This is a genomic window from Sphingomonas sp. BK481 (assembly GCF_014194875.1).
GTDB classification, from domain to species: domain Bacteria; phylum Pseudomonadota; class Alphaproteobacteria; order Sphingomonadales; family Sphingomonadaceae; genus Sphingomonas; species Sphingomonas aerolata.
Window position 1 is genome coordinate 1 of sequence record NZ_JACIAP010000005.1, and the last position, 26,313, is coordinate 26,313.

The window sequence follows — 26,313 nt, forward strand, 5'->3', positions numbered from 1 at the left end:
CCCGTGAACCTGACCGGCCGCTACAGCGCTGGATGATAGCGCGCGGCCGGTCAGCTTCACTACCGCTGAGCTACACCACCACGCGGGACACGACCACCAGGTTCCCTAACGCAGGACATCAGCATGAACCGCGGCTGGACTTCTGCGAACGCCACGCGACGCAAGTTGATCGTGCTGCGTCGGTCTGTCGATCTTCAGTTACGCATCATCACAAGCAGTGGTAACGCGGTTTCTTCCCGTGCAGCCGCAAGGCAGTCCCTGGCACTGATACCCTTTGCTTCGATGGCGATGAGTGGCGCTGCTCGAGTGGCAGCCGCAATTTCTCGTTCGCGAACGCGGATAGTGTCGGGCATGGTAAGTTTGCGGGCTTGGGTCAGGGCTTCGAACCATGCCTGAGTACCCGGTTCGGCTTTCCAGGTGGCCAACCTCGCCTTGACGAGATCTGCGTGACCGATGCGGGAGCGGGCTTTCCCGTTGTATCCCTCTCCCGCCTGGCTTGGTCAGCAGGGCATGAGCAGCCTTCGTCATGTCCGGTATGACGACCTTAGCGGACTCCCAATCCTTTAGCCCTAAAGAATGCTCTATCTCCCCCTTGCGAACATGAAGGGGCCTAGGTCCGCAGGTATCCCCACGCGGAAACAATAGACGGTGTTGGGGGCGCGATGCAGGGGGGAACACATGGGCTTTCGTCCTAGCACGTTTGTACTAGACACTTGCAAAAACTCTAAGTTTTTCAGTGGTTTGCCGTCATTTGAACAGCTTGCGCGCGCTGGTGGAGCCGAGGGGAATCGAACCCCTGACCTCTGCAGTGCGATTGCAGCGCTCTCCCATCTGAGCTACGGCCCCGCGCGGTCCGGCGACGCCGGATCTTGCGATATTAGCGATCGCGCCGCCGGCATGCAATCCACCGCCGCGCGCGCTCCCTCATGTTTTGAACACGGGACATTCATCCCGAACGTGGCTCGCACGGGCGCACTCGGCAACGGCCGGCGGAACTTCGATCAGGGCGCGGGCGATTGACGGGCAGGCTCGCTGCAGACGTGCACGTAATCGGTGCCTCTGCCGCTTGGCGGGGGATCCGTTCTGCGCCATACCCGAGCCATGAAACCTCAACGACAGGAGTGAAGAATGTCCCGTGCATGGAGCCTGAAAACGCGTCCACAAGGCATGCCCAAGCATACCGACTTTGAGATGATCGACGTTTCACAGTCCGAGCTGGCCGACGGTGAGGTGCGCATCGCCAACCGCTGGCTCTCGGTCGATCCATATATGCGCGGTCGCATGAACGACGTGAAAAGTTACACGCCGCCGTTCGAGCTGGGTAAGCCGATGCAGGGTGGTGCGATCGGTGAAATTGTGGAAAGCCGGGCCGAGGGTCTGAAGGCGGGCGATCTCGTCCAGCATATGGCGGGATGGCGCGACGAAGCGACGCTGCCGGCAAACCAGGTCCAGAAGCTGCCGGACCTGGCGGTCGATCCGCAGGCGTTTCTTGGGCAGCTCGGCATGCCGGGCATGACTGCCTATTTCGGCCTGCTGGAAGTTGCCGCCGCCAAGTCCGGCGATACCGTCTTCGTGTCGGCCGCGGCGGGCGCGGTGGGCTCGACCGTCGTCCAGGTCGCCAAGGCCAAGGGCATGACGGTGATCGGCTCGGCAGGCGGCGCGGACAAATGTGCCTGGGTCAAATCGCTCGGCGCTGATGCCGTGATCGACTACAAGTCCGGTACACCGGTCGTGAAGGGACTTGGCGAGGCTGTGGCCACGGTCGGGTCAGGCGGGATTGACGTATATTTCGACAACGTCGGTGGCGAACATCTGGATGCGGCATTGGCGCATGCCAAGATGCACGCCCGGTTCGCGATCTGCGGCATGATCGACGTCTACAACAGCGGCGCGGCAACCGAACTGCGCTATCTCGCACGGCTGATCGGTAACCGTATCCAGATCCGCGGCTTCATCGTCAGCGATTTTATGGATCGGGCTGCGGAGTTCTATACGGACATGGGCGCCCTGCTGAAGGCGGGAACGTTGCAGCGGCAGGAAACCGTGCATGATGGCCTCGACGCAATGCCCGACGCGTTTCTCGGACTGTTTTCGGGTGGAAATACCGGCAAGATGCTCGTCAAGCTCTGAGCATTTAGCCCCCTCCCGGTAGTGCGGGAGGGGGCATTCATTCAGATCGCGCCTGAGAAGGTGTCGCACACCTTCGGGTCCCCGCTGTCTAGACCACGGCGAAGCCAGGTCTGACGCTGCGCCGAGGTGCCGTGCGTGAAGCTGTCCGGTACGACCCGGCCCTGCGCCTGCTTCTGAAGCGTGTCGTCGCCGATCGCCTGCGCAGCGGTCATGCCCTCCTCGATGTCACCGGGCTCGAGACGGTCGCGATTGGCGGCCGCCCATACACCGGCGAAACAATCAGCCTGCAACTCCAGGCGAACGGACAGCGCATTGCCCTCGCTCGAACCAGCGCGCTGCTGCGCGCGTGAAACCTGGCTCGACGTGCCGACGAGATTCTGGATGTGGTGGCCAAATTCATGCGCAATGACATAGTCCTGCGCAAAGTCGCCGCGCGCGCCGAACCGGTTGGCCAGCTCGTCGAAGAAGCTGGTGTCCAAGAAGATTCCGTTGTCGGTCGGGCAGTAGAAGGGCCCCATTGCCGCCTGTGCCGCGCCGCAGCCTGAACGGCCATTGTCGTCGAAGAAGCTGAGCTTGGGCGCCTGGAACTGTTCACCGTTTTTTGCGAAGATCGCGGCCCAGGTCTTCTGCGCCGAGCTGAACGCGTTGCACGCGGCGCGGCGCTCGGGGTTCAGCGTGCAGATCGACTGCGCGTCGGTGCCGGAACCCTGTTCGCCGCCGCGGCCGGCCCCACCTTGCGCTATCTGCCCGGAGGGTGCGGTAGGCGCCGAGCCGCCACCCAGCATGCCACCGATATTGCCGAGGCCGCCGAACAGCGCCATCACGATCAACACGACGACGATGCCGCCGCACCCGAAACGGCTGCCGATCAGCGGCAGTAGGCCGAACAGAAGGCCGCCGCCTCCGCCGCCCGAACCGCCGCCGCGGCCCTGATCCTCGACGTTGATGTTGGGGTCGAAATCATCGAGCCGCATGGTCTTAAGACTTTCATTCTGGAGTGGTAACGAAATGCATGGGACGATGCGGAGTTGCATCCGATTGGCTTGCCGGGTCTAATCGTATTCTGCCGACCTTTGGAAGGCATGACAAAGCGTTATACGGCAGGCGGTATGTTCGGGCCGCGTCAAGATGGGGGACGAGACAATGTTTCTGGCGGGCAGGACGGCGGTCATCACCGGATCCACATCGGGGATCGGTCTTGCCTATGCGCGGGCCTTTGCGGGGGAGGGGGCCTGTGTCGTTCTCAATGGCTTCGGTGACGCCGCGACGATCGAGGCGGAGCGTGTGGCGCTGAGCACGATCAGCGGCGCGACCGCGCTTTACGATGCCGCTGACATGACCCGCCCCGACGAGATTGCCGCACTGATAGAGCGCGCGGTCGCGGAGACGGGGAATTGCGATATCGTCGTCAACAATGCGGGCATCCAGCATGTTGCGGGGATTGCGGATTTTCCCGTCGCGACCTTCGATAAGATCATCGCGATCAACATGGCGTCGGCCTGGCACATGATGCGGGCAGCGATTCCACATATGCGGCGCCGGGGCTGGGGGCGGATCATCTCGACGGCGTCGGCGCATTCGCTGGTCGCTAGCCCGAACAAGTCTGCCTATGTCATGGCCAAGCATGCCATCGCCGGACTGACCAAGACGATCGCGCTTGAAACCGCGACCGACAACATCACGGTCAACTGCATCTCGCCCGGCTATGTCTGGACGCCGCTGGTCGAGGATCAGATTCCGGATACGATGGCGGCGCGGGGGATGACACGCGAGCAGGTCGTGAACGACATTCTGCTCGCCGCGCAACCGACCAAGGCCTTCGTCACGCCGGAGCAGGTCGCAGCGCTCGCACTCTTCCTGTGCCGCGACGAGGCTAGCGCGATGACCGGCGCAAATCTGTCGATGGACGGCGGTTGGACGGCAGCATGATAGGTGTCGGCGGTGCCCGTGTCGACGCGCGACGCGCGATCGGGGCGTTGGCGACATGCGTCATGCTCGTCGCCTGCGGGGGCGGAAAACGGATCGCCAGCGCGCCGCCCCCCGAAGTCGAGCGAACCGATCCCACCGGACGAGGGGCAGGATGGCGCACGGCAGCAACGGTTGCCGACCGCGCAAGGCTGCGCGACTGGCGCGATGCGTGGATGGATGCGCTTGCGCAGATCCCGCAGCGTGAGATTGCCGCGGATCCTCAATTGTTCGATCCGGACCGGGCACTCCCCGAGCCGTTGCCACCGATCGGCACCTATCGGTGTCGCACGATCAAGCTCGGGGCGCCGGGAGCGGGCGTGTCACGCTTCATTGCCTATGGCTGGTTCTCGTGCCGCATCGAACAGCCAGCACGCACGGGGGGAGACGGGGACCTGACGTTCGCGCGGCTGGGGGGATCGCAACGTCCGTCCGGAACGCTGTACCGCGAATCCCGGGCAGATGCGGCTCCGCGACCGCGTGCGATCTTCCTCGGCAGCATGGCGTTGGGCGACGAACAGCGTCCGATGCGCTACGGCACCGACCCAAATCGCGACCTGGCGGGTGTGATGGAGCGCATCGGTGACCGGCGCTGGCGGCTGATACTGCCCCGTCCGCGCTTCGAATCCCTGCTCGACATCGTCGACATCATACCGATGGAATAATCTCGGACTATCGAGTTCGTCGCGATCAGACGCAACATGGTCGGGGAGACAGGATTCGAACCTGCGACCCCCTGGTCCCAAACCAGGTGCGCTACCAGCCTGCGCCACTCCCCGACGCCGCAGCCCTTAGCGGGTGCGGTTGACGAAAGGCAAGCAGCTTCGTGTCGGCGGGCAGGGAAAGTCGTCGCTGAAGGACGGGGCCAGCGCCCGAACGATAGCCTTGGCGGGGAAGGGTAGCAGCGCGGCGGGCGGTCCACGCGTTGGTGCGAGCCGTGCTTGCGTCAAGGCGAGGTTCCGATGCGGACGCCCCTATGGCAGAGCGGTCGGCATGTGGGCAAAATCTATCCTATCGAGTGCGTTGCGACGTGGCGCTTTGACCATCGCGGCGATGACCGCGGTCACCACCCCCGCATGTGCGCAGGACGAGGCGGGGTTTCAGGCCTATCTCGCCCAACTTCGCACGCAGGCGCTGGCGGCTGGAGTCACGGCGCGTACGGTGGACTCCGTCTTTCCCACGTTGACGCTGAACGAGCGTGTCATCGCGCTCGATCGTGCACAGCCGGGCGGCGGCACGAGCAGCGCCATTCCGGCCTTCGCGCCGTACAAGGCGCAGCATGTCGACGCGGCGCGGATCGGACGCGGTCGGGAAACCTATCGGGCGCAGCGGGGCAGGCTGCAGCGTATCGAGCGCGAAACAGGTGTGCCCGAATCGATCATGGTCGCGATCTGGGGGCATGAGACCAATTACGGCAGCTACACCGGAAATTTCGACATTCTGCGGTCACTCGCGAGCCTCGCCTATGAGGGGCGTCGGCGATCGCTGTTTGCGGGCGAGTTCATTGCCGGCTTGAAGATCGTCGACCGGGGCATTTCCCGCGAACAACTCAAGGGCAGTTGGGCAGGCGCGATGGGCAATCCGCAATTTCTGCCGTCCATCTATCTTCGACTGGCCCGTGACGGGGATGGTGACGGCCGCGCGGATATCTGGAACAGTCCGGCCGATACGCTGGCGTCAATCGGCAATTATTTCACCAATGCCGGCTGGCGCAGCGGCCAACCCTGGGGCGTTGCGGTCTCCGTGCCGCAGGGATTCGATCGGTCGCAGGTACGCAATCGGCTTGTATCGCCGCGGTGCCCGCGCGTGTTCGAACGGCACAGCGGGTGGCGAACGATCGCGGAGTGGCGGGGTCTGGGGGTGATGACGCAAGGCGCCTCGTGGCCGGCCGACCATGTCATGGCGACGCTGCTCGAACCCGACGGTCCCGGCGCCACGGCGTATCTGCTCACGAGCAATTACCGCGTGATCCTCGACTATAATTGCTCGAATTTTTATGCGCTGTCGGTGGGGCTGCTGTCGGATGCAGTCGAGCGCTGACCGGCGTGCCCGATAGACTCAAAGCCAGGCGTGACGCGGTTGCCAAGCGCGGCTATGACTTCGATAAGGTCCCGGCGGCGCCGCGAGCCTACCTCCCATCGTGTTCCTCTTTGACGTAACGGATACCATGAAGAAGCTGCCCATGAACACGCTGCCCTTTACTCAAATGGTCCGGCGCCGCATCGCCGTCGCGCCGCTGGCAATGATCGCGCTTGCGACGCCGTCTATCGCCGCTGCGCCACAGTTCCAGACCAGCGCACCGATCGCCTATATGGAAGATCTGTCGTCGGGCGCGGTCCTGTTCGCACGCGATGCCGATCGCCGTATGCCGCCGGCGTCGATGGCGAAGATGATGACGGTCTATGTCGCGTTCGACATGCTCAAAAAGGGCGAGCTCAAGCTCGATCACATGGTCACCGTCCGGCCGGAGACCTGGGCAAAATGGCATGGTCCGTCAGCAGGTTCGACGATGTTCCTGTCGGCGAACGAGAGCGTCAGCGTGGCCAATCTACTGTATGGCATCGTGACATTGTCGGGCAATGACGCCTGCGTCGTTCTTGCGGAATCGATCTCGGGCTCGGAGCCCGCCTTCACCGAGCGCATGAACCGCGTCGCTGCGCAGCTCGGCCTCAAGGACAGTCATTTCGGCACCTCGAACGGGTGGCCCGACAACGGCGTGACCTATGTCACTGCGCATGACCTGGCCAAGCTGGCATCGGCGACGATCACCAACCATCCCCAGCTCTACAAGCAATTCTATGCAAAGCGCGATTTTACCTGGGGCAAGACCATGGGCGGCACCGCGATCACCCAGGCCAATCGTGATCCGCTGCTCGGCCGCGTCGCGGGTGCCGATGGGTTGAAGACCGGACATACCGAAGAAGCCGGATACGGATTCACCGGGTCGGCCGAGCAGAATGGTCGCCGTCTGGTATTGGTCGTCGCAGGCCTGAAGAGCTCGACAGAGCGCGCGAACGAGTCCGTACGATTCATGGACTGGGGCTTCCGCGCGTGGCAGTCCAAGCCGATCGTCGCGAAGGGTCGAAAGGTCGAGGAGGCCAGCGTGCAGATGGGCGGCTCATCGAGCGTCGGCCTCATCGCGCCCAAGGCGCTGACCGTCACCGTGCCGGCGGGGACATCGCCGAACCTGAACGCCAAGGTCGTCTATCAGGGGCCGGTCAAGGCGCCGATCAAGGCGGGCCAGCACATCGCGGATCTCGTCGTGTCGATGCCGGACGGGGTCGAGCAGCGTATGCCACTGGTCGCGGAAAAGGACGTTGCCGAAGCCGGATTCTTCGGGCGCGCCTGGTCTGGGCTGACCGGGCTGTTCGGTTGAGGCTTGGCGTGCCGGCGCGCGTGTTTACCGTTCGGGTGAGCCCGTCGCCGGCATGACCGACATAATCGGCAATGCCGCGGCGCAGTCCGCTTTCGCCGCGGCGATGCACAGCGGCGCGCTTCACCATGCGTGGCTGTTCACCGGCCCGCAGGGCGTTGGCAAGGCAAGTTTTGCACGGCTGGCGGCGATGCGCATGCTGGCGGATGCGCGCAGCGGGTCGACCGCGTCGCGCGGGTTTGCCGTGCCGGCCGGCGAACCCACCCGCGCGCTGATCGAAGCGGGTTCGCATCCCGATTTCCGGCTGCTGACGCGTCTGCCCAAGGATCCTGACAAGCCCGACCAGGATCTGGCGCGCAGTATCACGATCGCGCAGGTCCGTACGCTCCAGCCGCTCTTTGCGACGACGCCATCGATGAGCCCGCGCCGGATCGTCATGATCGACGCGATCGACGATCTGGAGCGCGGCGGCAGCAATGCGTTGCTCAAGAATCTTGAGGAACCACCCGCCGGCACGATCTTCCTCTTGGTCAGCCATGCGCCGGGACGGTTGTTGCCGACGATCCGGTCGCGGTGCCGGGTCTTACGGTTCGAGGCACTGACGCCCGACGAGGTCGCGGTGACGTTGCGACTGGCGCAGCCGGACCTCGACCACGACGAGATATCTGCCCTCGTACGTGCGAGTGAGGGAGCGCCGGGCAGGGCGCTGCGCTACGCGGGTCTCGATATTGCGAGCCTCGACGAAGCGATTGCGCGGATCGCCGACGAAGGCGATCGCGATAACGGGCATCGGCTCCGGCTGGCGAAGTCCCTAGCTGGCAAGGCGTCGCAACCCCGCTATGAGGCGTTTCTCGATCGCGTGCCGGCGTTCATCGCGCGTGCGGCGCGGGACAGGTCGGGGGGCCGGCTCAAGACCGCCCTCGACGCGCATGCCGCAGCGCGTGATCTGTCGGCCGCCGCCATCGGCCTGTCGCTCGATGCGCAGGCGACCGTCTTCGAGCTGGCGGGAATTCTCGCGACACTGCGTACCTGACGAAGCGGGCGGCATGGGCTTCACCTCCTCGGGGGGATGCTCTAGGAGCGCCGACATGGCCGACCCTTACTACATCACCACCGCAATCCATTATCCCAATGGCCGACCGCATATCGGTCATGCCTATGAAATGGTTGCAGCCGACGCGATCGCCCGCTTTCAGCGCCAGGCCGGACGCGACGTGCTGTTCCAGACCGGGACCGACGAACACGGCCTGAAGATGGTCCAGGCCGCCCGCGACCGCGGCGTCCCCGTTCGCGAGTTCGCGGATGAAATGTCGTCCTATTTCAGCGGGATGGCGGACCGTCTTGATATATCCTATGATCGGTTCATCCGGACCGTCGATAGCGATCATTACGCGGCGAGTCAGGCGATCTGGCAGGCGATGGCGGATGCCGGGGACCTTTATCTCGATCGTTATGAGGGCTGGTATTCGGTCCGCGATGAAGCCTTTTACGACGAGTCTGAACTGACGGGGGAGGGCGCCGATCGCCGGTCTCCGCAAGGCACGCCGGTCGAATGGACCGCCGAGGAAACCTGGTTTTTCCGGCTGTCGAAATATCAGCAACCCTTGCTCGACCTTTACGCCGCGAACCCCGACTTCATCCGCCCCGAGAGCCGCCGCAATGAGGTCATGCGCTTTGTCGAAGGGGGCCTGTCCGACCTCTCGGTGTCGCGGACGAGCTTCGACTGGGGCGTGCCCGTGCCGGGAAGCCCGGGCCACGTCATGTATGTCTGGGTCGACGCGCTCACAAATTATCTTACGGGGACGGGCTATCCGAACACGGGGTCGGATGACGCAAATCTCGCGCGTTTCTGGCCGGCGGACCTTCACCTGATCGGCAAGGACATCGTTCGCTTCCATGCCGTGTTCTGGCCCGCTTTCCTGATGTCCGCGAACATCCCGCTGCCCAAGAGCGTCTTTGGCCACGGCTTTCTCCTGACCCGCGGCGAGAAGATGTCGAAGTCGGTTGGTAATGTCGTCGATCCGATGGTGCTGGCGGATGCGTTCGGCGTCGACGCCCTGCGCTATTTCTTCCTTCGGGACGTCAGCTTCGGTCAGGATGGGAGCTATTCGGCCGAGGCGATCGTGACGCGGGTCAACGCCGAGCTCGCGAACAGCTTCGGCAATCTGGCCCAGCGGACATTGTCGTTCATTGCCAAGAACCTGGACGGTGCATTGCCCATGGCGACTGCGATCGAACCGGCCGACGCGGCGCTGCTCGAAGACGTCACCGCGGCCTGCGCCGCGTTCAGGTCCGGCTTTGCGGAGCTCGCACTGTCGCACGCCATCGAGGCGTGGATGCGGGGCGTCTTTGCCTGCAACCAGTATATCGACGTGCAGGCGCCCTGGGCGTTGCGCAAGACCGACCCGGCACGGATGAACACGGTGCTGGCGACGTTGGTGCGCGCAATCCGGATGCTCGCCATCACGATTCTTCCGGTCGTGCCGAGCGCAGCGAGCAAGGTCCTCGACCAGATCGGTGCAGAGGGCCGGGATCATGCCGCGCTTGACGATGACGGCTGGTATGACCGGCAGTCCGCGAGCGAGTTCCGGATCGTCGCGCCGACCGGCGCGTTTCCACGGCTTGAGATGCCTGCGGAGACCGACGCCTGATGCTTGCAGACAGTCATTGCCACCTGAATTACCCCGGCTTGATCGAGGATCAGCAGGCGGTTCTCGATCGCGCGCGGGCGCGCGGTGTGACGGCGATGCTCAACATCTCGACGCGGGAGAGTGAATGGGATGCGGTGATCGCCACCGCGGACCGTGAAACCGATGTCTGGGCGACGGTCGGCATTCATCCCAATGAAGCGGATGCCCATCCTGCGATCGACGCGGCGCATTTGGTCGAGCGCGCACGTCACCCGCGGGTCGTGGGCTTGGGCGAGACCGGGCTCGATTATTACCGCGAGACCTCCGACCGCGCGCGCCAGGCGCTGAGCTTCCGCGCGCATATCGCCGCGGCGCGTGAAACCGGCCTGCCGATTGTCGTGCATACCCGCGATGCCGAAGAGGATACCGCGGCGATCCTGTCGGACGAGATGGGGAAGGGGGCCTATGGCGGCGTGATCCACTGCTTCACGGCAAGCTCAGCATTTGCCGACAAGGCACTGGAACTTGGCCTCTATATATCTCTGTCGGGGATCGTCACGTTCAAGAACGCACGCGACCTTCAGGCGATCGCTGCGCGCTTGCCGATCGAACGGCTGCTGATCGAAACCGACGCGCCCTTTCTTGCGCCCGTGCCCAATCGGGGCAAGGCGGGGGAGCCCGGCTTTGTCGCCGACACCGCGCAGTTCGTGGCCGACCTGCGCGGCGTCTCCGTCGGCGAGTTGTCTCAGCGGACCGCCGAAAACTTCCATACGCTGTTCGCCAAGACACGGCTTCTAGATACGCCGGTCGTGGCGCATCGCACGTGAAGATCACGATCCTCGGCTCGGGGACGTCGTCGGGCGTGCCCCGGATCGGCAATGACTGGGGTGCATGCGATCCCGCCGAACCGCGCAACCGGCGCACCCGCGTCTCCGCACTCGTCGAGCATGCCGGCACTCGGATCCTGATCGATACAGGGCCAGACATGCGTGAGCAGTTGCTCGCGGCGAACGTCTCCGAGGTGGATGCGGTCATCTGGACGCATGATCACGCTGATCACTGCCACGGCATTGATGACCTCCGGCAGCTCTATCACGCGATGGGCACGCCCGTGATTGGCTTTGCCCGGCCAGCGACGCTCGCCGCGCTCGAGGATCGCTTCACCTATGCGTTCCGGGGCCGCAGCGGTTATCCGTCGACGATCACCGGGGCGGTCCTTCCGGACCATCTGACGATCGGCGCGATAGATATTCATGTTACCGATCAGCCGCACGGATCAATCCACGCCGCCGGTCTGCGCTTCGAGGCCGATGGCAAGGCGATCGGCTATGCGACCGATTTCAACATCATGACCGACGATATGGCCGCGCTGTATACGGGGCTGGACGTATGGGTGGTCGATGCACTGCGCCGTCGTCCACATCCGACGCATCCGCAACTCTCAGCCGTTTTGGGCTGGGTGGCTGCGTTCAAGCCGCGGCGGACCGCGCTTATCCATATGGACAACAGCATGGACTATGCAGTCTTGAGGGCCGAACTGCCTGACACAGTGGAGCCTGGCTTTGATGGGCAGATCCTCGAGGCCTGACACGTAAATATCTTAGTCCGTTTTACATAATGTATATTATCGGACCGGACGTGGTTCGTTATGAAGCTTTTGATTTTGTCATAGCATCGGCGATGTCCACGTTATTCTCACTTTATGCGGAGCGCCGCCATGATTGACCGCTTCACGACCATCATGGCGCGACTGCGCGATCCGGATACGGGATGCGAATGGGACCGTGTTCAAACATCGAAGACAATTGCCCGCTACACGATCGAAGAGGCCTATGAGGTCGTCGACGCGATCGAACGCGGCGATCTTGCCGATCTGAAGGACGAACTCGGCGACCTGTTGTTGCAGGTGGTGTTCCATGCCCGCATCGCAGAAGAAGCCGGCGCGTTCGCCCTGCCCGACGTCATCGACGCGATCAGCGACAAGATGGAGCGCCGACACCCGCACATCTTCGGTCCGGCGAAGACATCGCCCGGTTGGGAAACGATCAAGGCGACCGAGCGCGCGAGCAAGCCTGACCAGAGTGCCCTCGCCGGCGTAGCTACCGCCCTGCCTTCGCTGGCGCGTGCCGACAAGCTGCAAAAACGTGCTGCGCGGGTCGGGTTCGACTGGCCCGATTCAGCCGGCTCCTTGGCCAAGGTACACGAAGAACTCGACGAGATTGTGACAGCGACCGCCGACACATTAGCCGAAGAGGTCGGCGACCTTCTGTTCTCGGTGACCAATTATGCCCGCCACCTTGGTGTCGATCCCGAGGTGGCGTTACGCGCGGGCAATGCGAAGTTCGAAGCCAGGTTCCGGGCGATGGAACACATCGCCGGTGCGGGCTTCGAAGCTTTGTCGCTTGAGGAAAAGGAAGCGCTTTGGCAGGCGGTCAAGCGTCGCGGCGGCTGAACCGGTCGTAATCGGTGTCGGACAGCCGTACGTCATAGGTGGTCGCCAGCCCGTCCGCGAGACTGCTGAGCACCTCGCCATGCGCGTGCAACCATGCCGCGCCTGCGCCGTCCGTCGCATCGAGCGTAATGTGATAGCGGCGATGCGCATCCGTCAGTTTGGCAGCGACCTGCTCGACGAGATGGTCCACCCCTTCCCCACTCAGCGCAGAGATCGCCACGACATCCTCCCGATGCGCAGCCTCCCCGGCAATCTCGTCATGATCGGCAGGATCGAGCAGATCCAGCTTGTTCCAGACTTCGAATCGCGGGGTCATATCGTCGACGCCGATGTCCGCCAGCACCGCCTCGACATCGGCACGCTGCGCCTCAGTATCGGGATGCGCGATGTCACGGATGTGGATCAGCAGATCGGCGGACACCACTTCCTCAAGCGTCGCCTTGAACGCCGCGACGAGCTGGGTTGGCAGGTCCGAGACGAACCCGACCGTGTCGGACAGGATCGCCTTGTCGATACCGGGCAATCGGATTTGCCGAAGCGTCGGATCCAGCGTCGCGAAGAGCAGGTCTTCGGCCATGACGTCAGCACCGGTCAACCGATTGAACAGCGTGGACTTTCCGGCATTGGTATAGCCGACGAGCGCGATGACGGGCCAGGGTGCACGCTGGCGCCGCTCCCGGTGCAGGCCGCGGGTGCGGCTGACCTGTTCGAGTTCGCGCCGAAGCCGCGCCATCCGGTCCCGGATGAGCCGGCGATCCGCCTCGATCTGGGTTTCACCGGGCCCGCCGAGAAAGCCAAACCCGCCGCGCTGACGCTCGAGATGGGTCCAGCTCCGGACGAGCCGGCCAGCTTGGTAGTCGAGATGCGCGAGTTCAACCTGCAGCCGCCCTTCGGCCGTCGCCGCGCGCTCCCCGAAGATTTCAAGGATCAGCCCGGTGCGGTCGATGACCTTCGTCTCCAGCGCCTTTTCGAGATTGCGCTGCTGGATCGGGCTCAGGCTCGCATCGAACACGACGAGCCCCGCCTCCTCCATCCGCACCTGTGTCGCGAGGAGGTCAACCTGCCCGCTGCCAATCAACGTTGCGGGCTTGGCCTGGCGGACACGATAGGCGATCCGTTCGACCACCTCCACGCCAATGGCGGCGGCAAGGCCCGCCGTCTCTTCGAGCCGTGCGTCGACATCGCGTGTCGCATCACCCTGGTCGGGCAAGACGACGATCGCTTTCGTCCCACGGGCGAACTCGTCGCGGTCACGGTCGAAACCACTACTCATGCGCATTGCCCCAGGCCGTCATGATCATGCGTCGTCCACCGCATCCGTCTCGTCGCTGTCGTCAGGATCCTCGGCAAGGTTCAGGGGCCGCGCAGGCTGGATCGTGGACACCGCGTGCTTGTAGACGAGCTGCGCCATGCCTTCGCGCTGGAGCAGCATGCAGAACAGGTCGAAGCCGGCAATCTGGCCCTGGAGCATGACGCCGTTGATCAGGAACATGGTCACGCTGTCTTCCGACTTGCGGACCGCGTTCAGGAAAATTTCCTGCAAAAGCGGCTGCTTCTTTTGCGTTTCTGCGACGGCGTTCACGATCGCGGCGACGTCCATCGGTCCCGCGGGCATAATCGTCGAAATCGCGTGCTTGTAGATGAGCTGGGACTGACCGTCGCGACGTAGCAGCACCGAGAAATTATCGAACCAAGTGACGATGCCCTGGAGCTTGACACCCTTGACGAGAAACATCGTGACGGGGGTCTTGGTGCGGCGCAGCGCGTTGAGGAACAGGTCCTGGAGCGAGCCAATTTTTTCGGCCAATGGGATAACCCTTGTTTTTGGCGGGACTTTGCCCGCGTGGCGCCGTTTCCCGGCGTCGGAGATCACCCGATTGCCGAGCGAGCGTCTAATCTATGTTCCCGGTACCGCTTCGTCCATAGGGGCGGGCGACAGATATGCGATCAATCGTCGCGCGTCTCGGTGATCCCGAGCAGCTTCAGCTTCCGGTGCAGCGCCGATCGCTCCATCCCGATAAAGCTCGCGGTGCGCGAGATGTTGCCGGAGAACCGACGGATCTGAACACGCAGATACTCCCGTTCGAAGGTTTCACGCGCCTCGCGGAGCGGCGAGCCCATGATCGCGGTCCCCCCGGCGCTGCCCATGTCGCCCTGATCGCCCAGGACTTCGGCCGGCAGCAGGTCGAGATCGATCCGCCCCAGTCGGTCGCCCGGCGCGAGGATGATCGTCCGTTCGACCACGTTGCGAAGCTGACGCACATTTCCCGGCCAGTCGTAGGATTGCAGCGCAACCATCGCATCGGGCGCGATTTCCGGTGTCCGAACCCGGCGTTCCGCCGCATAATGCGCGATGAAATGCTGGACCAGCGCAGGAATGTCCTCGCGGCGATCCGCGAGCGGCGGGATAGCCACCGGCACGACGTTCAACCGGTAATAGAGATCCTCGCGAAACCGACCCTCGGCAATCTCGTGGACGAGGTCGCGCGCCGTCGCGGACACCACACGCACATCGACCTTCACGACCCTGGTACCGCCGATCCGCGTAAAGCTCTGGTCGGTCAGGACCCGCAAGATCCGCGCTTGCGTCGTGATCGGCATGTCGGCGATCTCGTCGAGGAACAGCGTTCCGCCATGCGCCTGCTCGAGCAGCCCGGGGCGGATCTTGTCCCCACCCTCCTCCGCGCCGAATAACTCTTCGTCGACACGTTCGGGGGTCATCATCGCGGCGCTGACGATCACGAACGGCGCATCGGTGCGCAGGCTCCAGCCGTGCAGGAGGCGTGCAGCGACCTCCTTGCCGACCCCTGCCCCGCCCATGATCAGCACACGGCTGCCAGTGGCGGCGACGCGCTTGAGCGTCGCTCGGACGCCGTTGATCGCCCCCGAATTGCCGGTGAGATCGGTCTCGCGTCCGACCGTGGCCCGTAACGAGGCGACCTCGCGGCGCAGCCGTTCGGTTTCGGTCGCGCGCGCCACCATGAGCAGCAGTCGCTCGGCTTCGAACGGTTTCTCGATGAAGTCCGATGCGCCACGCCGGATCGCCGCGACCGCGGTGTCGAGATTGCCGTGACCCGATATGACGAGCACCGGGATCGATGGATCCCGCCGTTTTATCTCGTCGAGCAGTTCGAGCCCGTCGAGGCGCGACCCCTGCAGCCAGACGTCGAGCAGCACGAGCGACGGACGCCGCGCCGCGATCGCTTCGAGCGCAGCGTCGCTGTCGCCCGCATCGCGCGTCTGATAGCCCTCGTCCTCCAGGACGCCGGCCACCAGTTCGCGAATGTCACGTTCGTCGTCCACGACGAGAATATCGAGCGCCATCAATTCATGTCCGATTGCGAGTCATTGCGACGAGCTGGCCATCCCCTGCCGGCTCGGGTGCGGATGCCCCCTGATCAAGCGCGACCAGCGCTCTGGCGTCGAAGTTCATGGTGACAATGGTGCCCCCACCGGGACGATCCGAAAACGCGATCGTCCCGCAATGTTCCTCGATGATCTTCTTGACGATGGCAAGCCCGAGCCCGGTCCCGCGGGCCCGAGTCGTCATATAGGGTTCGATGATCCGGTCACGTTCGACCGGTAGACCGATCCCGGTGTCGGCGACTTCGATCGCGACGCAGTGCCCCGTTCCATCGTGGCGCGTCTCGGTCAGGGTCATGGTAACCGCCCCGCCCTCGTCATCGCCGCGGGTCTCGATCGCCTCGACCGCGTTCTTCACGATGTTCGTCAGAGCCTGCCCGATCTGCCGGCGATCGCACACGAGCATCGGACCGGGGTCGTCATGAACCAGCAGAAAACGGATCCCCGGATGCGCCACCTCGTGGAGGAACATCGCCTGGCGTGCGGCGTCGAGCAGCGATTCCTCGCGGAAGACGGGCTTGGGCATCCGTGCGAATGACGAGAATTCATCGACCATCCGGCGCAGGTCCGCGACCTGGCGGATGATCGTGTCGGTGAGCCGCGCAAATGTCCCGTCCTCCGCGGGGATCTTGCCCCCATAGCGTCGCTGCAGTCGCTCCGCGGCGAGCTGGATCGGCGTCAGCGGATTCTTGATCTCGTGCGCGATCCGGCGGGCGACGTCGGACCAAGCGGCGCGGCGCTGGTCGAGCAGTTGCTGCGTGATATCGTCGAAGGTGAGGATCGGGCCGGTCGGCGCATGCGCGATCCGGACGGCGAGTGTCCGCGCATCGCCGGCCTGGCCGACCTGAACGATCGCTTCGCGCCCTCCCTCCTGCACGAGCGCGTCGAGTTCGGGCGCAACCTCGTGCAACGGCTTGCCGACAAGACCCTCCGCACCCAGCAGCTGGATCGCCGAACGATTCGCAATCCGGATCACGCGGTCTTTCGCGGTCGCGACGACGCCCGCCGAAACATCCGCCATCACCGCCTCGATCAGCGCACGACGGGTCTCGAGCTGGTCGTTCGCGGTCATCAGATCGCTGTTCTGCTCCTGCAGGCGACCGGTCATCTGGTTGAACGCGCGCGCCAGTGTGCCGACCTCGTCGCGGCTGCGCGGATCGGGCACGCGCGCGGTCAGATCACCCTCGGCCACCCTACGCGCTGCATCGACCAGTTCGCCGACGGGGCGTACCAGACGATCCGCGACAGCCAGCGCGATCCAGACAGCAACGCCAACGATGAGCAGGGAAATACCCAGCAAGGCTGCGTTGAACAGAAGCTGGAGGCTGCGTGACCGGGCAAGCAACTGCCGATAGCTTGCCAGCACGGCGTTGGCGCGCGTCGTCTGCTCCGACAGGAGCTTGGTATCCTCGACGCGCCCAGCATAAAGGAAGAGTTCGTCGGCGCCGGGCAGCATCGTGATCGTGCGGATACGATCCCCCGTTACCGATACTGCGGCGGGCTTGCCGCTCCGGAGTTCGCGGATCGCCTCGGGCGTCACCTGTCGTGTAAAGTCGATTTCATAGGGGTTCACAACCGCGAAGGTCTGGATTTCGTTCTGTGGCGTGACCTTGAACAGCGCGGCTTCGGACAGGCTCCGGAAATAGACCTGTTGGTAGAAAAAGCCTGAAAAGCCCGGGCTCTGCAGCGATCGCTCCCGCAGGTAATTGGACATGTCCGCGGCCATCGTGACGCTCGCCTCTTCCCAGCGGCTGAGCTGGCGCGCGTAGGACGACTGGGCGAGTTCCGTGGCGTTTTCGAGCATCCCGCGTGCTTGGTCAGAATACCAGAATTGCACGCCATATTGAAACAGCAGCGACGCGAAGATCGTCACCAGCAGCATCGGCACCGCGGCAACGATCGAGAACAGGGCGACGAGCCGGACGTGCAGGCGGCCGCCACCGCCAACCGGGGACCGCGCAGCGCGTCGCATCGCTACCCGCCGGCCGAGCAGCATCAGCAATGCGATGCCGGGGACGAGATTGGCGATCAGCAGTAGCGCGATCAGCGGTGGCGGCATCAAACGCTGGGGTGAATTGGCGCCGCTGATGAGCACATAGCTCGCGACCGCGACGGTAATCGCCAGCGCGACCACCAGCGTCTCAAGCGCAGGCGTCACTGCGAACCGGTGCGGTGGCACGTCGTCTTCGATGGCAAGCGTCGCGGGGGCGATCATCGTTGCCGTGATACAACGACAATTGTTGCCGGGAAACCACATAATGGCCGGGTCAGCGTAACCCTGCCGCGTCCATCTCGGTCATGTCGCCGCTGATATCGATCCCGAGCGTGTCGAGACGCTTGCGCAGCGTGTTGCGATTGATCCCCATCGCACGCGCGGCGCGAAGCTGGTTCTGCCCATGCCGGGCAAGCATCAGTTCGATCAATGGACGCTCGACCTCGCCGATGACGCGGTCGTACAGACTGCCATCGTCGAGCGCTGCCGGGTTTTCGCGCTCGATCCGCCCGATCAGCGCCTTCACCGCGCCGGCGATGTCGAGATCGGTTGCAGTGCTGGTCGGCGTTCGCCCACCCAGCATCGCGTGAATCGCGTCCGCGCCGATGATCTCGTCGCGCGCGAGCACCGCGAGCCTGCGCATGAGGTTTTCGAGTTCGCGAACATTACCCGGCCAGTCATACGCGCCGAGCGCGGTGATCGCATCGCCCGCCAACTGACGTCGCGGCAGACCCTGGATCGCCGCATGATCGAGAAAATGTCGTGCGAGCAAGGCGACGTCCTGCCGCCGCTCGCGGAGCGGAGGCAAAGTGACGGGCACGACGTTGAGACGATAGAACAGGTCTTCCCGAAAATGTCCGGCGGCCACCTGCGCTGCCAGATCGCGGTTTGTTGCGGCAAGGATTCGGACATCGACCCGGATCGTGCGCGCACCGCCGACGCTTGTAAACTCGCCCGACTGCAGCACGCGAAGAAGCCGGGTCTGCGCCTCCATCGGCATGTCGCCGATTTCGTCGAGGAAAAGGGTGCCGCCCGTCGCCTGCTCGAAACGACCGGCATTTCGCGTCGCGGCACCGGTAAAGGCGCCGCGCTCATGGCCAAACAACTCGGCCTCGATCAATTCGCGCGGGATGGCGGCCATGTTGATCGCAATGAACGGCGCGGCACTGCGTTGGCCGAGGTCGTGGATCGCCCGGGCGACCAGTTCCTTGCCCGTACCCGATTCGCCGGAAATCAGCACGGTCAGGTCATTTGAGATGACGCGTGCGATGACCCGGTAGACGTCCTGCATCGCCGCGGACCGGCCGATCAGCGGCAGTGCACGATCTTCGTCGCCGATCCGGTCATCGGACAGCACCCCGCCCCGCGCCAGCGCCCCCGTCACCGCGCGCGACAAGACGTCGAGATCGAAGGGCTTGGGCAGATATTCATACGCACCGACCTCCGCCGCGCGTACGGCGGTGGTCAGCGTGTTCTGCGCCGACAGGACGATGATCGGCAGCGTCGGGTGGCGTTCGGCGACATTGCGGACATGGTCGATGCCGTCGCCGTCGGGCAGCACCACGTCGGTGATCAGCACGTCGGGGATAGCGACCGCCAAGGCACGTTCGAGCTGGCCGAGGCTGTCGGCGACGGTTACGTCGTGGCCGCTGCGTCGCAACGCCTGCGCGACGACGGTGCGGATCGCGGCGTCGTCGTCGACGACCAGCACAGTGCTCATGATGTGGCTCTTGGCAGCAGCAAGCGAAGAACGGTCATTTCAGGAATCCCCTCACGCGCATATTGCACGATCCCGCCCATATCGCGGGTCAGCTTGTCGACCAGGGCGAGGCCCAGCCCCTGCCCTTCACGGCGCCCCGATACGAAGGGATCGAACAGGTGGTCGGCGATATCGGGCGGCGCGCCGGGGCCATTGTCTAACACACAGATCTCGATCGGCAACGGGAGACGCGGTTTGCCCGGCGCGCTGCTGACGGTGATCCCGTGACGATAGGCCGTGGTCATGATGATCAGGGGATTTGCTTGATCTGCAACGGCTTCACGTGCGTTCTTCAAAAGGTTGATGACGATCTGAAGGAGCGCGTCGCGATTGATGTGGGCGGGCGGTAGCGAGGGATCGAACCGCTCCTCGATCGCGATTCCGCGCGCAAAACCGGCGAGCGCGAGGCGACGCGCGTGCGTCAACAACGGGTAGATATTCTCGCTGGCGAGCGGGAGCGGACGCGTATCGCTGAAGTCCTGCATGCGATCGATCAGCGCCGCGATTCGGTCCACCTCGGTCGTGATCAGCGTGGTCAGTTCGCCGGCATCGAGCAGCTGCGCGGCCCCGCGGATGCCGGACAAGGGATTCTTGATCTCATGTGCGAGCATCGCCGCGGCCCCGACTGCCGCGCGCGCGCCCGCAGTACGGTCCGCCGAATAGCCCAGCCGTCGCGAGATGGCGGGAACGTGCAGTGTGATCGCGCGCCAGCCGGGATGATCTGGCATGATCGTCTCGGCAAAGTCGACGCGGATCTTCACGCCGCGGGCTGTCGCGATCTCGGTATCGAAGACGGCAAGGCCGCGATTGTCGTGCTTGCGTGACTCGTCGGGAGGCGGAAGTATCGCCGCGATCGGCTGCCCGACCATGAGGCGTTCCGACAGGTTGAGCAATTGCTCCGCCAGCGCATTGGCATGGGCTATCCTGTCGTCGGGATCGACCACCACCACCGCCACCGGCAGCGCCGCGAAGACGTCGTTGAACCCCGGACGGTCGTGCCGATCCGGCTCAGGCGGCTTCAAGATGACGCCAGGGCGCGTAGAACTCCGCCAGCATCGCCTTGACCTGGTTGGGGTCCGCCACCTGGTTCACCCGGTTCCGGAACTCCGCCGACCCGTGCAGGCCCTTGGTATACCAGCCGATATGCTTGCGGGCCATGTTGACACCCGTCTCGATCCCATAGTGCTCGAGCATCGCTTCGTAATGCCCTGCGATCGCTTCATATTGTTCGTTGATTGACGGATCGGCCACGCGGCGGCCGGTCGCAAACCAGGTCATGACCTGATTGAGCAGCCAAGGCCGCCCATAGGCGCCGCGTCCGATCATCACGCCGTCCGCACCTGACTGGTCGAGCGCCGCTTCGGCATCCTCGATCGAACAAATGTCGCCATTGACGATTACGGGGATCGACACCGCGTCCTTCACCCGGCGCACGAAGCCCCAATCGGCGCTTCCCTTGTACATCTGGTTCCGCGTCCGGCCATGCACGGTGATCAGCTTCACCCCGAGATCTTCTGCGATCCTAGACAATTCGGGTGCGTTAAGACTGTCGTGGCACCAGCCCATACGCATCTTCAACGTGACCGGGACATCGACCGCCTTCACCGTCGCGGATATGATCGCCGTCGCCAGCTTGACGTCACGCATCAGCGCGGACCCGGCATCCCCGTTGACGATCTTGCGGACCGGACACCCCATGTTGATGTCGACGATCGCTGCACCGCGATCCTGGCTGAGCCGCGCGGCCTCGCCCATTTCATAGGGCGTGCACCCGACCAGCTGCATCGACACGGGCTCTTCGAGACGATCCCACGCAGCCTTCTGGATCGATTGGCGGGTTTCCCGGATTGCGGCCTGACTCGCGACCATCTCGGTGACGTTGAGGCCTGATCCATATCGCCGCACCAGCGTACGAAACGGCATATCCGTCACGCCCGTCATAGGTGCGAGGACGACCGGACTTTCAATCCGCACGGAGCCGATTTGGATAGGTGAGAGATTACGCATAAGCTGCCCAAAAAAGAGGCAGAACATAGGCCGGGATGCCGGAACTGGCAAGGCTGGTCCAGCTGTTCCCGTCGTGCGCGACGTCATGGGGAACGACTGCCTGCACTGGCGATGCCGCGCTCAAGACGCTAATCGGCGCCCATGACAAAGCGCCGCACCGTCGCCCTGATCGTCGCAGCCGGGTCCGGCACCCGCGCTGGCGGCACCCTCCCCAAGCAATTCGCGACCGTTGCGGGAAGGCCGATGCTCATGCACGCGGTTACCGCAATGTCCGCGCACCCGGCGATCGACGCCGTGAGGGTCGTCGTTGCCGAAGGTCAGCTGGACCATGCAAAGGCAGTATTGGCAGCAGGAGGAGTCACCGACGCGACGGTCATCGTCGGGGGCAGTACCCGCCGGGATTCGGTACTGAGGGGAATCGCTGCCCTGTCCGATTTGGATCATGTTCTCGTTCACGATGCCGCCCGGCCGTTTCTTCCTGCCGAAGTCATCAGCGCGGTAGTGGCAGCGCTGGCGAACAACGACGCCGCGGTGCCGGTGCTGCCGGTAGCGGATACGCTGGCGCGTGGCGCGACGACGCTGACCGGTCGCATGCTCGGCGAAGTCGTTCCGCGCGAGGCCGTGTACCGGGTCCAGACGCCGCAGGGCTTCCGGATCGCTACGCTGCGCGCCGCGCACGCGGCCTGGCCGGCCGGTGAAGATGCCAGCGACGATGCCCAGATGGTGCGACGGGTTGGCGGCAGCGTCGCGTTGGTGCAGGGCGATCCGATGCTCGACAAAGTGACTCACCCCGACGATTTTGCCGCCGCTGAAGCGCGCGCGCCCTATGAAAGCCGAACCGCGATGGGCTTCGACGTCCATCGGCTGGAAACGGGTGAGGAATTATGGCTCGGCGGCATCCGGATCCCGCACGACAAGGGGCTTTCCGGCCATAGCGATGCCGATGTCGCGCTGCATGCGCTGACCGACGCGTTGCTCGGCACGATCGCCGCGGGTGATATCGGCACGCATTTCCCCCCGAGCGATCCACAGTGGAAAGGTGCCGACTCCGCGCAGTTCTTACAGCATGCCGCGCAGCTGATCGCGGCCAAGGGCGGTCGGATCGATTTCGTCGACCTGACCATCTTGTGCGAGATGCCCAAGATCGGGCCGCACCGGTCGGCGATGACGACCCGGATCGCCGATCTGCTCGACCTCACCACGGACCGGGTCAGCGTGAAGGCGACGACGACCGAGCGACTTGGCTTCACGGGACGGGGCGAGGGCATTGCCGCGCAGGCAGTGGCGACAATCAGCCTCCCTTCGAATCGCGGCCGTGTCGGCGCATGAAGTTCGCTGCCGCACTGACGCTCGCCGCACTCGTCGCAACGCCGGTATCGGCACAGTCCCCGTGCATCACCGGCCCCGAGGCGGAGGCGATGACGCTCGTCGCGTTGCCCGACATCATCCGTGAAACGGGCCGAGTCTGCGCGGCAAGGCTTCCCGCGACCAGCCTCGTGCGCAACCAGTCCAGTACACTGATCGCGCGCTATCAGATCGAAGCGGATCGCGCCTGGCCGTCCGCTCGGGCCGCGATCGTAAAGCTTAGCGACCCTGCGGTCGATGCGCTTCTCCAGTCGGACTATGCCCGGCCATTGCTGACGAGCCTGCTCGTCCCGCAGATTGTCGGACGCATCGCGGCGCGCGACTGTGGGACGATCGATCGGCTCGTGACGCTGCTCCAGCCGCTGCCGCCGCGGAACACCGCTGGCATCGTCGTCGAGACGCTGCGCTATCTCAAGGCTGACAAGGCACGCCGCGGAGATCGATCGACGCCCGACCTTCCGCTCTGCACGGCAACGGAGAGCCGCTGATGGATACCCTTCTCCCTCCCCAGCTGATCGACGCGGCACGCAAGGTCATCGAGGCAAATCGCGCCCTCGGACGACGCGTCGCGGTTGCTGAAAGCTGTACCGGGGGCCTTGTCGCTGCGGCGCTGACGGAAATTCCTGGCAGTTCCGACGTGTTCGAAATCGGGTTCGTGACCTATTCGAACGAGGCCAAGCTGAAACTGCTCAAGATCAGCTCAGACGTCCTTGAGACCTTCGGTGCGGTGTCGATCGCCGTCGCGTGGAGCATGGCGCAGGGCGCACTCGAGCAGTCGGGCGCGGATGTTGCCGTCGCCATCACAGGCATTGCCGGGCCCGGCGGTGGATCGGCAAAAAAGCCGGTCGGGACGGTGGTCTTCGCCCGTGCCGAGAAGGGCGGCGATCGCAGCGATGTCGACGCAGATCGCAAGGATTTCGGCGATCTCGGCCGCGGCGGTATCCGCCTTCAGGCTGCGCTGTGCGCGCTCGAACTCTTGCTGCCGGTCGAGGATGTCGCACCGTAAAGCTCGGCCGCGCGAGTCTCGAACGCGCCGATCATCTTGCGCAGTGCGGCACCGAAGACCTGCCCCGCGATCAGCTCGAACATCCGGTTCTTGAAGGCAAAGTCGACGGTGAAGTCGACCGCACACCCCTGCTCCTCAGGGCGGAAACGCCATTCGTTGCGAAGATATTTGAGCGGACCGTCGACATAGTCGACAAGGATCTCGGTCGGTCGGGTCTTCTGCACACGTGACGTGAACGTTTCGCGCAAGCCCTTGAAGCCGACGATCATGTCCGCGAGAGTCTCCGTCTCACTGTTCGAACGGACGCGCATCGCACTGACCCATGGCAGAAACTCGGCGTAGCGGCCGACATCGGCGACCAGATCAAACATCTGTTCGGGTGTATAGGGAAGATGGCGTGTTTCGGAATGCTTGGGCATCAGATCCGTGCGACCCCGAGCTTGGCATCACGCGCCGCCCGAAGCTGCGCGAAATCGTCCCCCGCATGGTAGCTCGACCGCGTCAGTGGCGACGATGCGACAAGCATGAACCCCTTGGCCCGGGCGATCGACGCATAGGCATCGAACGCCTTCGGCGTGACGAACTCGGCCACCTTGGCATGGCGTGGCGTCGGCTGAAGATACTGGCCCATCGTCAGGAAATCGATGTCCGCGCAGCGCATGTCGTCCATCACCTGATGAATCTCGAGGCGCTCTTCGCCCAGGCCGAGCATGACGCCCGACTTGGTGAAGATCGACGGGTCGTGGCGTTTCACGCTCTCGAGCAGGCGCAACGAGGCATAATAGCGCGCGCCAGGCCGGATCGTCGGGTACAGGCGGGGGACTGTCTCGAGGTTGTGGTTGTAGACGTCGGGCCGCGCCTCGACGATCGATTCGATCGCGGCCTGCGCCTTGTTGCGGAAATCGGGCGTCAGGATTTCGATCGTCGTAGTGGGATTCGACGCGCGGATTGCCTGGATGACCTTCACGAATTGCGAAGCGCCGCCATCGGGAAGGTCGTCGCGGTCGACCGAGGTGATGACGATGTGGTTCAGCCCCATCTGCGCGGCGGCATCGGCAACGTTCTGCGGTTCCATCCGGTCGACCGCACGGGGCATACCAGTCTTCACGTTGCAGAAGGCGCAGGCACGGGTGCAGGTATCGCCGAGGATCATGACCGTTGCATGCTTCTTGGACCAGCATTCGCCGATATTCGGGCATGCGGCCTCTTCACAGACCGTCGTCAGGCTTTTCGAGCGCATCAGTTCGCGGGTCTTGGCGAAGCCGGCGGATGTCGGGGCCTTGACGCGGATCCAGTCGGGCTTTCGAGCGCGCGGCGCGGCGAGCGGGGTCATCTCGTTCATGGCAGGCAGATAGCGATCCCGGCTATGCGAAACAACACACATGCGGTTCTTCGCCCGATATCACCGGTATCCTGCCAAGCCGGTAACAACGCCCCCGCGATGGGGCAGATGGCAGCCCGGGCGTGCCTGCTACATCGTACCGCACCGACCAGGTCAGCGGAACCGTTCCAGATCCGTTGCAGCCGATACCGCGACGGCATATCGCTCGGACAGATACCGTTCGAACCGTTGATGCGCATCGCACGTAAGCTGGAACGCCGCGCCCCCCGCTCGCCCGTCGCCGGCCGCCTCGAACTCGATCAGCCCCTGAACCTCGAGTGCGCGAATCCAGCGGGTCAGCGTGGCGTGTCCGACCCCGAGCATCGGTTCGAGGTCGGTCGGCGTCAGGAGAACGCCCTCTGCCTCGCTGACATAGGCCGCAAGCAGGATGTCCCAGGCGCTGTCGGCAAATAGCGACGGGCAGAATATTGCCCCGCGCGCGCGCCGGGCGTCCAGCGTCAGCTGGGCCGTCTTCAACAAGGCTTCGGGTTTGACCTCGCCGGACCCAGGCATGGTTTCCTCGAAGATCATCGTCACGCAGACCTCGGTCCCTGGCGGCGCGATCGATAAATGGCCCTGCACCCAGAGATGCGACGAGTCGGTTCTGACCAGCCTTTTGGTAGTGCTGATCGGGGATCCGGTATGCACCACGCGACGCATCAGTCGCCGGCAGCGCTCGCGGTCTGCAGGCGCGGTGAAGTCGAGCATGTTGCTGCCAAGCAAAATGGCGGCTGTCGCATTGAGCGTGTGGCAGAACGTCGCGTCCACCTCGACAATCGCCCCTGAGGTGTCGACACCTATTCGACCGCGTTCCGTCATGACCTACGCCCACTGAATGGCCGTCCGCTACTCGGACACGCCCATTATCTTAGGGCAAGCCTAACCATCA

Annotated in this window: 24 protein-coding genes and 2 tRNA genes; 13 read left to right on the forward strand and 13 right to left on the reverse strand. The window is 64.2% G+C overall.

Annotated features, from left to right (window positions below; genetic code table 11):
• Positions 1–770 precede the first annotated feature (770 nt).
• Positions 771–846: transfer RNA gene (locus FHY04_RS11155), tRNA-Ala, on the reverse strand.
• Positions 847–1,128: 282 nt separating this feature from the next.
• Here FHY04_RS11155 and FHY04_RS11160 point away from each other — a divergent pair.
• Complete coding sequence (locus tag FHY04_RS11160) at positions 1,129–2,130, forward strand: NADP-dependent oxidoreductase (RefSeq protein WP_183936461.1); 1,002 nt, start codon at positions 1,129–1,131, stop codon at positions 2,128–2,130.
• A gap of 41 nt (positions 2,131–2,171) precedes the next feature.
• Here the strand turns inward: FHY04_RS11160 and FHY04_RS11165 are convergent, their stop codons facing one another.
• On the reverse strand, positions 2,172–3,104 hold the full coding sequence (locus FHY04_RS11165; protein WP_183936462.1) for a neutral zinc metallopeptidase: 933 nt from the start codon (positions 3,102–3,104) through the stop codon (positions 2,172–2,174).
• A gap of 169 nt (positions 3,105–3,273) precedes the next feature.
• On the opposite strand from FHY04_RS11165, the gene FHY04_RS11170 reads away from it, so the two are divergent.
• Both FHY04_RS11170 and FHY04_RS11175 read left to right on the forward strand, forming a co-directional pair.
• Entirely contained in the window at positions 3,274–4,059 is a 786-nt protein-coding gene (locus FHY04_RS11170; RefSeq protein ID WP_183936670.1) for a 3-hydroxybutyrate dehydrogenase, read from the forward strand.
• Entirely contained in the window at positions 4,056–4,760 is a 705-nt protein-coding gene (locus tag FHY04_RS11175) for a DUF4893 domain-containing protein (protein WP_260171464.1), read from the forward strand. Before FHY04_RS11170 ends, FHY04_RS11175 begins: the two co-directional genes overlap by 4 nt.
• 37 nt (positions 4,761–4,797) lie before the next feature.
• On the opposite strand, the gene FHY04_RS11180 is transcribed toward FHY04_RS11175, so the two are convergent.
• Positions 4,798–4,874 (reverse strand) — tRNA-Pro (locus tag FHY04_RS11180).
• Between the two features lie 274 nt (positions 4,875–5,148).
• Between FHY04_RS11180 and FHY04_RS11185 the strand changes: the two genes are divergently transcribed.
• The 7 genes from FHY04_RS11185 (at position 5,149) to mazG (ending at position 12,550) form a co-directional block, all read left to right on the forward strand.
• Positions 5,149–6,135, forward strand: coding sequence for a lytic transglycosylase domain-containing protein (locus tag FHY04_RS11185; protein ID WP_260171465.1), 987 nt, complete (start codon positions 5,149–5,151; stop codon positions 6,133–6,135).
• Positions 6,136–6,301: 166 nt separating this feature from the next.
• Positions 6,302–7,471 carry a serine hydrolase gene (locus FHY04_RS11190; protein WP_031393360.1) on the forward strand — a complete coding sequence of 390 codons (1,170 nt, stop codon included), beginning with the start codon at positions 6,302–6,304 and terminating at the stop codon, positions 7,469–7,471.
• Positions 7,472–7,523: 52 nt separating this feature from the next.
• Positions 7,524–8,501 carry an AAA family ATPase gene (locus FHY04_RS11195; protein ID WP_183936464.1) on the forward strand — a complete coding sequence of 326 codons (978 nt, stop codon included), beginning with the start codon at positions 7,524–7,526 and terminating at the stop codon, positions 8,499–8,501.
• A 55-nt stretch (positions 8,502–8,556) separates the two neighbouring features.
• On the forward strand, positions 8,557–10,119 hold the full coding sequence (gene metG / locus FHY04_RS11200) for a methionine--tRNA ligase (RefSeq protein WP_183936465.1): 1,563 nt from the start codon (positions 8,557–8,559) through the stop codon (positions 10,117–10,119).
• Complete coding sequence (locus tag FHY04_RS11205) at positions 10,119–10,925, forward strand: TatD family hydrolase (RefSeq protein ID WP_183936466.1); 807 nt, start codon at positions 10,119–10,121, stop codon at positions 10,923–10,925. Before metG ends, FHY04_RS11205 begins: the two co-directional genes overlap by 1 nt.
• Positions 10,922–11,686 (forward strand): MBL fold metallo-hydrolase, encoded by a 765-nt coding sequence (locus tag FHY04_RS11210; protein ID WP_183936467.1) that lies wholly within the window; start codon positions 10,922–10,924, stop codon positions 11,684–11,686. Before FHY04_RS11205 ends, FHY04_RS11210 begins: the two co-directional genes overlap by 4 nt.
• Positions 11,687–11,800: 114 nt before the next feature.
• Positions 11,801–12,550: a nucleoside triphosphate pyrophosphohydrolase gene (gene mazG / locus FHY04_RS11215; RefSeq protein ID WP_409349160.1), complete on the forward strand. Its 750-nt coding sequence runs from the start codon at positions 11,801–11,803 to the stop codon at positions 12,548–12,550.
• Here mazG and hflX read toward each other — a convergent pair.
• The 7 genes from hflX to dusB all read right to left on the reverse strand — a co-directional run bounded on the left by hflX (position 12,531) and on the right by dusB (position 21,672).
• A complete protein-coding gene (gene hflX, locus FHY04_RS11220; protein ID WP_183936469.1) occupies positions 12,531–13,823 on the reverse strand; it encodes a GTPase HflX in 1,293 nt (430 codons plus the stop codon). The genes mazG and hflX overlap by 20 nt on opposite strands.
• A gap of 24 nt (positions 13,824–13,847) precedes the next feature.
• Entirely contained in the window at positions 13,848–14,423 is a 576-nt protein-coding gene (hfq, locus tag FHY04_RS11225; protein ID WP_261362599.1) for an RNA chaperone Hfq, read from the reverse strand.
• 74 nt (positions 14,424–14,497) lie between these two features.
• Positions 14,498–15,874 carry a sigma-54 dependent transcriptional regulator gene (locus tag FHY04_RS11230; RefSeq protein ID WP_031393368.1) on the reverse strand — a complete coding sequence of 459 codons (1,377 nt, stop codon included), beginning with the start codon at positions 15,872–15,874 and terminating at the stop codon, positions 14,498–14,500.
• Between the two features lie 4 nt (positions 15,875–15,878).
• Positions 15,879–18,128, reverse strand: coding sequence for an ATP-binding protein (locus tag FHY04_RS11235; RefSeq protein WP_183936470.1), 2,250 nt, complete (start codon positions 18,126–18,128; stop codon positions 15,879–15,881).
• Positions 18,129–18,180: 52 nt separating this feature from the next.
• Complete coding sequence (gene ntrC, locus FHY04_RS11240; protein WP_183936471.1) at positions 18,181–19,626, reverse strand: nitrogen regulation protein NR(I); 1,446 nt, start codon at positions 19,624–19,626, stop codon at positions 18,181–18,183.
• On the reverse strand, positions 19,623–20,687 hold the full coding sequence (locus FHY04_RS11245; protein WP_221211750.1) for a nitrogen regulation protein NR(II): 1,065 nt from the start codon (positions 20,685–20,687) through the stop codon (positions 19,623–19,625). Before FHY04_RS11245 ends, ntrC begins: the two co-directional genes overlap by 4 nt.
• A complete protein-coding gene (dusB, locus tag FHY04_RS11250; protein ID WP_183936472.1) occupies positions 20,674–21,672 on the reverse strand; it encodes a tRNA dihydrouridine synthase DusB in 999 nt (332 codons plus the stop codon). Before dusB ends, FHY04_RS11245 begins: the two co-directional genes overlap by 14 nt.
• 141 nt (positions 21,673–21,813) lie before the next feature.
• Between dusB and FHY04_RS11255 the strand changes: the two genes are divergently transcribed.
• From FHY04_RS11255 to FHY04_RS11265, 3 genes are read left to right on the forward strand one after another with little or no spacing between them, the layout of a single operon-like run.
• Positions 21,814–23,001 carry a bifunctional 2-C-methyl-D-erythritol 4-phosphate cytidylyltransferase/2-C-methyl-D-erythritol 2,4-cyclodiphosphate synthase gene (locus tag FHY04_RS11255; protein ID WP_183936473.1) on the forward strand — a complete coding sequence of 396 codons (1,188 nt, stop codon included), beginning with the start codon at positions 21,814–21,816 and terminating at the stop codon, positions 22,999–23,001.
• Positions 22,998–23,525 carry a hypothetical protein gene (locus FHY04_RS11260; RefSeq protein WP_166747415.1) on the forward strand — a complete coding sequence of 176 codons (528 nt, stop codon included), beginning with the start codon at positions 22,998–23,000 and terminating at the stop codon, positions 23,523–23,525. Before FHY04_RS11255 ends, FHY04_RS11260 begins: the two co-directional genes overlap by 4 nt.
• The gene (locus tag FHY04_RS11265; RefSeq protein ID WP_031439016.1) at positions 23,525–24,043 is read left to right on the forward strand and encodes a CinA family protein; all 519 of its coding nucleotides are present in this window, start codon (positions 23,525–23,527) and stop codon (positions 24,041–24,043) included. Before FHY04_RS11260 ends, FHY04_RS11265 begins: the two co-directional genes overlap by 1 nt.
• Here the strand turns inward: FHY04_RS11265 and FHY04_RS11270 are convergent.
• The 3 genes from FHY04_RS11270 to FHY04_RS11280 all read right to left on the reverse strand — a co-directional run bounded on the left by FHY04_RS11270 (position 23,986) and on the right by FHY04_RS11280 (position 26,243).
• The gene (locus tag FHY04_RS11270; RefSeq protein ID WP_031393376.1) at positions 23,986–24,462 is read right to left on the reverse strand and encodes a type II toxin-antitoxin system RatA family toxin; all 477 of its coding nucleotides are present in this window, start codon (positions 24,460–24,462) and stop codon (positions 23,986–23,988) included. The two genes, FHY04_RS11265 and FHY04_RS11270, sit on opposite strands and share 58 nt — an antisense overlap.
• Entirely contained in the window at positions 24,462–25,385 is a 924-nt protein-coding gene (gene lipA / locus FHY04_RS11275; protein ID WP_031393377.1) for a lipoyl synthase, read from the reverse strand. The genes FHY04_RS11270 and lipA overlap by 1 nt, the downstream gene beginning before the upstream one ends.
• Before the next feature lie 153 nt (positions 25,386–25,538).
• Entirely contained in the window at positions 25,539–26,243 is a 705-nt protein-coding gene (locus tag FHY04_RS11280) for a PAS domain-containing protein (protein ID WP_183936474.1), read from the reverse strand.
• Positions 26,244–26,313: the final 70 nt, after the last annotated feature.

Excerpts from the sequence above, each read along its gene's own strand:
- FHY04_RS11160 (WP_183936461.1), top strand. The coding sequence starts at position 1,129 with ATGTCCCGTGCATGGAGCCTGAAAACGCGTCCACAAGGCATGCCCAAG.
- FHY04_RS11165 (WP_183936462.1), bottom strand. The coding sequence starts at position 3,104 with ATGCGGCTCGATGATTTCGACCCCAACATCAACGTCGAGGATCAGGGC.
- FHY04_RS11170 (WP_183936670.1), top strand. The coding sequence starts at position 3,274 with ATGTTTCTGGCGGGCAGGACGGCGGTCATCACCGGATCCACATCGGGG.
- FHY04_RS11175 (WP_260171464.1), top strand. The coding sequence starts at position 4,056 with ATGATAGGTGTCGGCGGTGCCCGTGTCGACGCGCGACGCGCGATCGGG.
- FHY04_RS11185 (WP_260171465.1), top strand. The coding sequence starts at position 5,149 with ATGACCGCGGTCACCACCCCCGCATGTGCGCAGGACGAGGCGGGGTTT.
- FHY04_RS11190 (WP_031393360.1), top strand. The coding sequence starts at position 6,302 with ATGGTCCGGCGCCGCATCGCCGTCGCGCCGCTGGCAATGATCGCGCTT.
- FHY04_RS11195 (WP_183936464.1), top strand. The coding sequence starts at position 7,524 with ATGACCGACATAATCGGCAATGCCGCGGCGCAGTCCGCTTTCGCCGCG.
- metG (WP_183936465.1), top strand. The coding sequence starts at position 8,557 with ATGGCCGACCCTTACTACATCACCACCGCAATCCATTATCCCAATGGC.
- FHY04_RS11205 (WP_183936466.1), top strand. The coding sequence starts at position 10,119 with ATGCTTGCAGACAGTCATTGCCACCTGAATTACCCCGGCTTGATCGAG.
- mazG (WP_409349160.1), top strand. The coding sequence starts at position 11,801 with ATGCGGAGCGCCGCCATGATTGACCGCTTCACGACCATCATGGCGCGA.
- hflX (WP_183936469.1), bottom strand. The coding sequence starts at position 13,823 with ATGAGTAGTGGTTTCGACCGTGACCGCGACGAGTTCGCCCGTGGGACG.
- FHY04_RS11230 (WP_031393368.1), bottom strand. The coding sequence starts at position 15,874 with ATGGCGCTCGATATTCTCGTCGTGGACGACGAACGTGACATTCGCGAA.
- FHY04_RS11235 (WP_183936470.1), bottom strand. The coding sequence starts at position 18,128 with ATGATCGCCCCCGCGACGCTTGCCATCGAAGACGACGTGCCACCGCAC.
- ntrC (WP_183936471.1), bottom strand. The coding sequence starts at position 19,626 with ATGAGCACTGTGCTGGTCGTCGACGACGACGCCGCGATCCGCACCGTC.
- dusB (WP_183936472.1), bottom strand. The coding sequence starts at position 21,672 with ATGCGTAATCTCTCACCTATCCAAATCGGCTCCGTGCGGATTGAAAGT.
- FHY04_RS11255 (WP_183936473.1), top strand. The coding sequence starts at position 21,814 with ATGACAAAGCGCCGCACCGTCGCCCTGATCGTCGCAGCCGGGTCCGGC.
- FHY04_RS11260 (WP_166747415.1), top strand. The coding sequence starts at position 22,998 with ATGAAGTTCGCTGCCGCACTGACGCTCGCCGCACTCGTCGCAACGCCG.
- FHY04_RS11265 (WP_031439016.1), top strand. The coding sequence starts at position 23,525 with ATGGATACCCTTCTCCCTCCCCAGCTGATCGACGCGGCACGCAAGGTC.
- FHY04_RS11270 (WP_031393376.1), bottom strand. The coding sequence starts at position 24,462 with ATGCCCAAGCATTCCGAAACACGCCATCTTCCCTATACACCCGAACAG.
- lipA (WP_031393377.1), bottom strand. The coding sequence starts at position 25,385 with ATGAACGAGATGACCCCGCTCGCCGCGCCGCGCGCTCGAAAGCCCGAC.
- FHY04_RS11280 (WP_183936474.1), bottom strand. The coding sequence starts at position 26,243 with ATGACGGAACGCGGTCGAATAGGTGTCGACACCTCAGGGGCGATTGTC.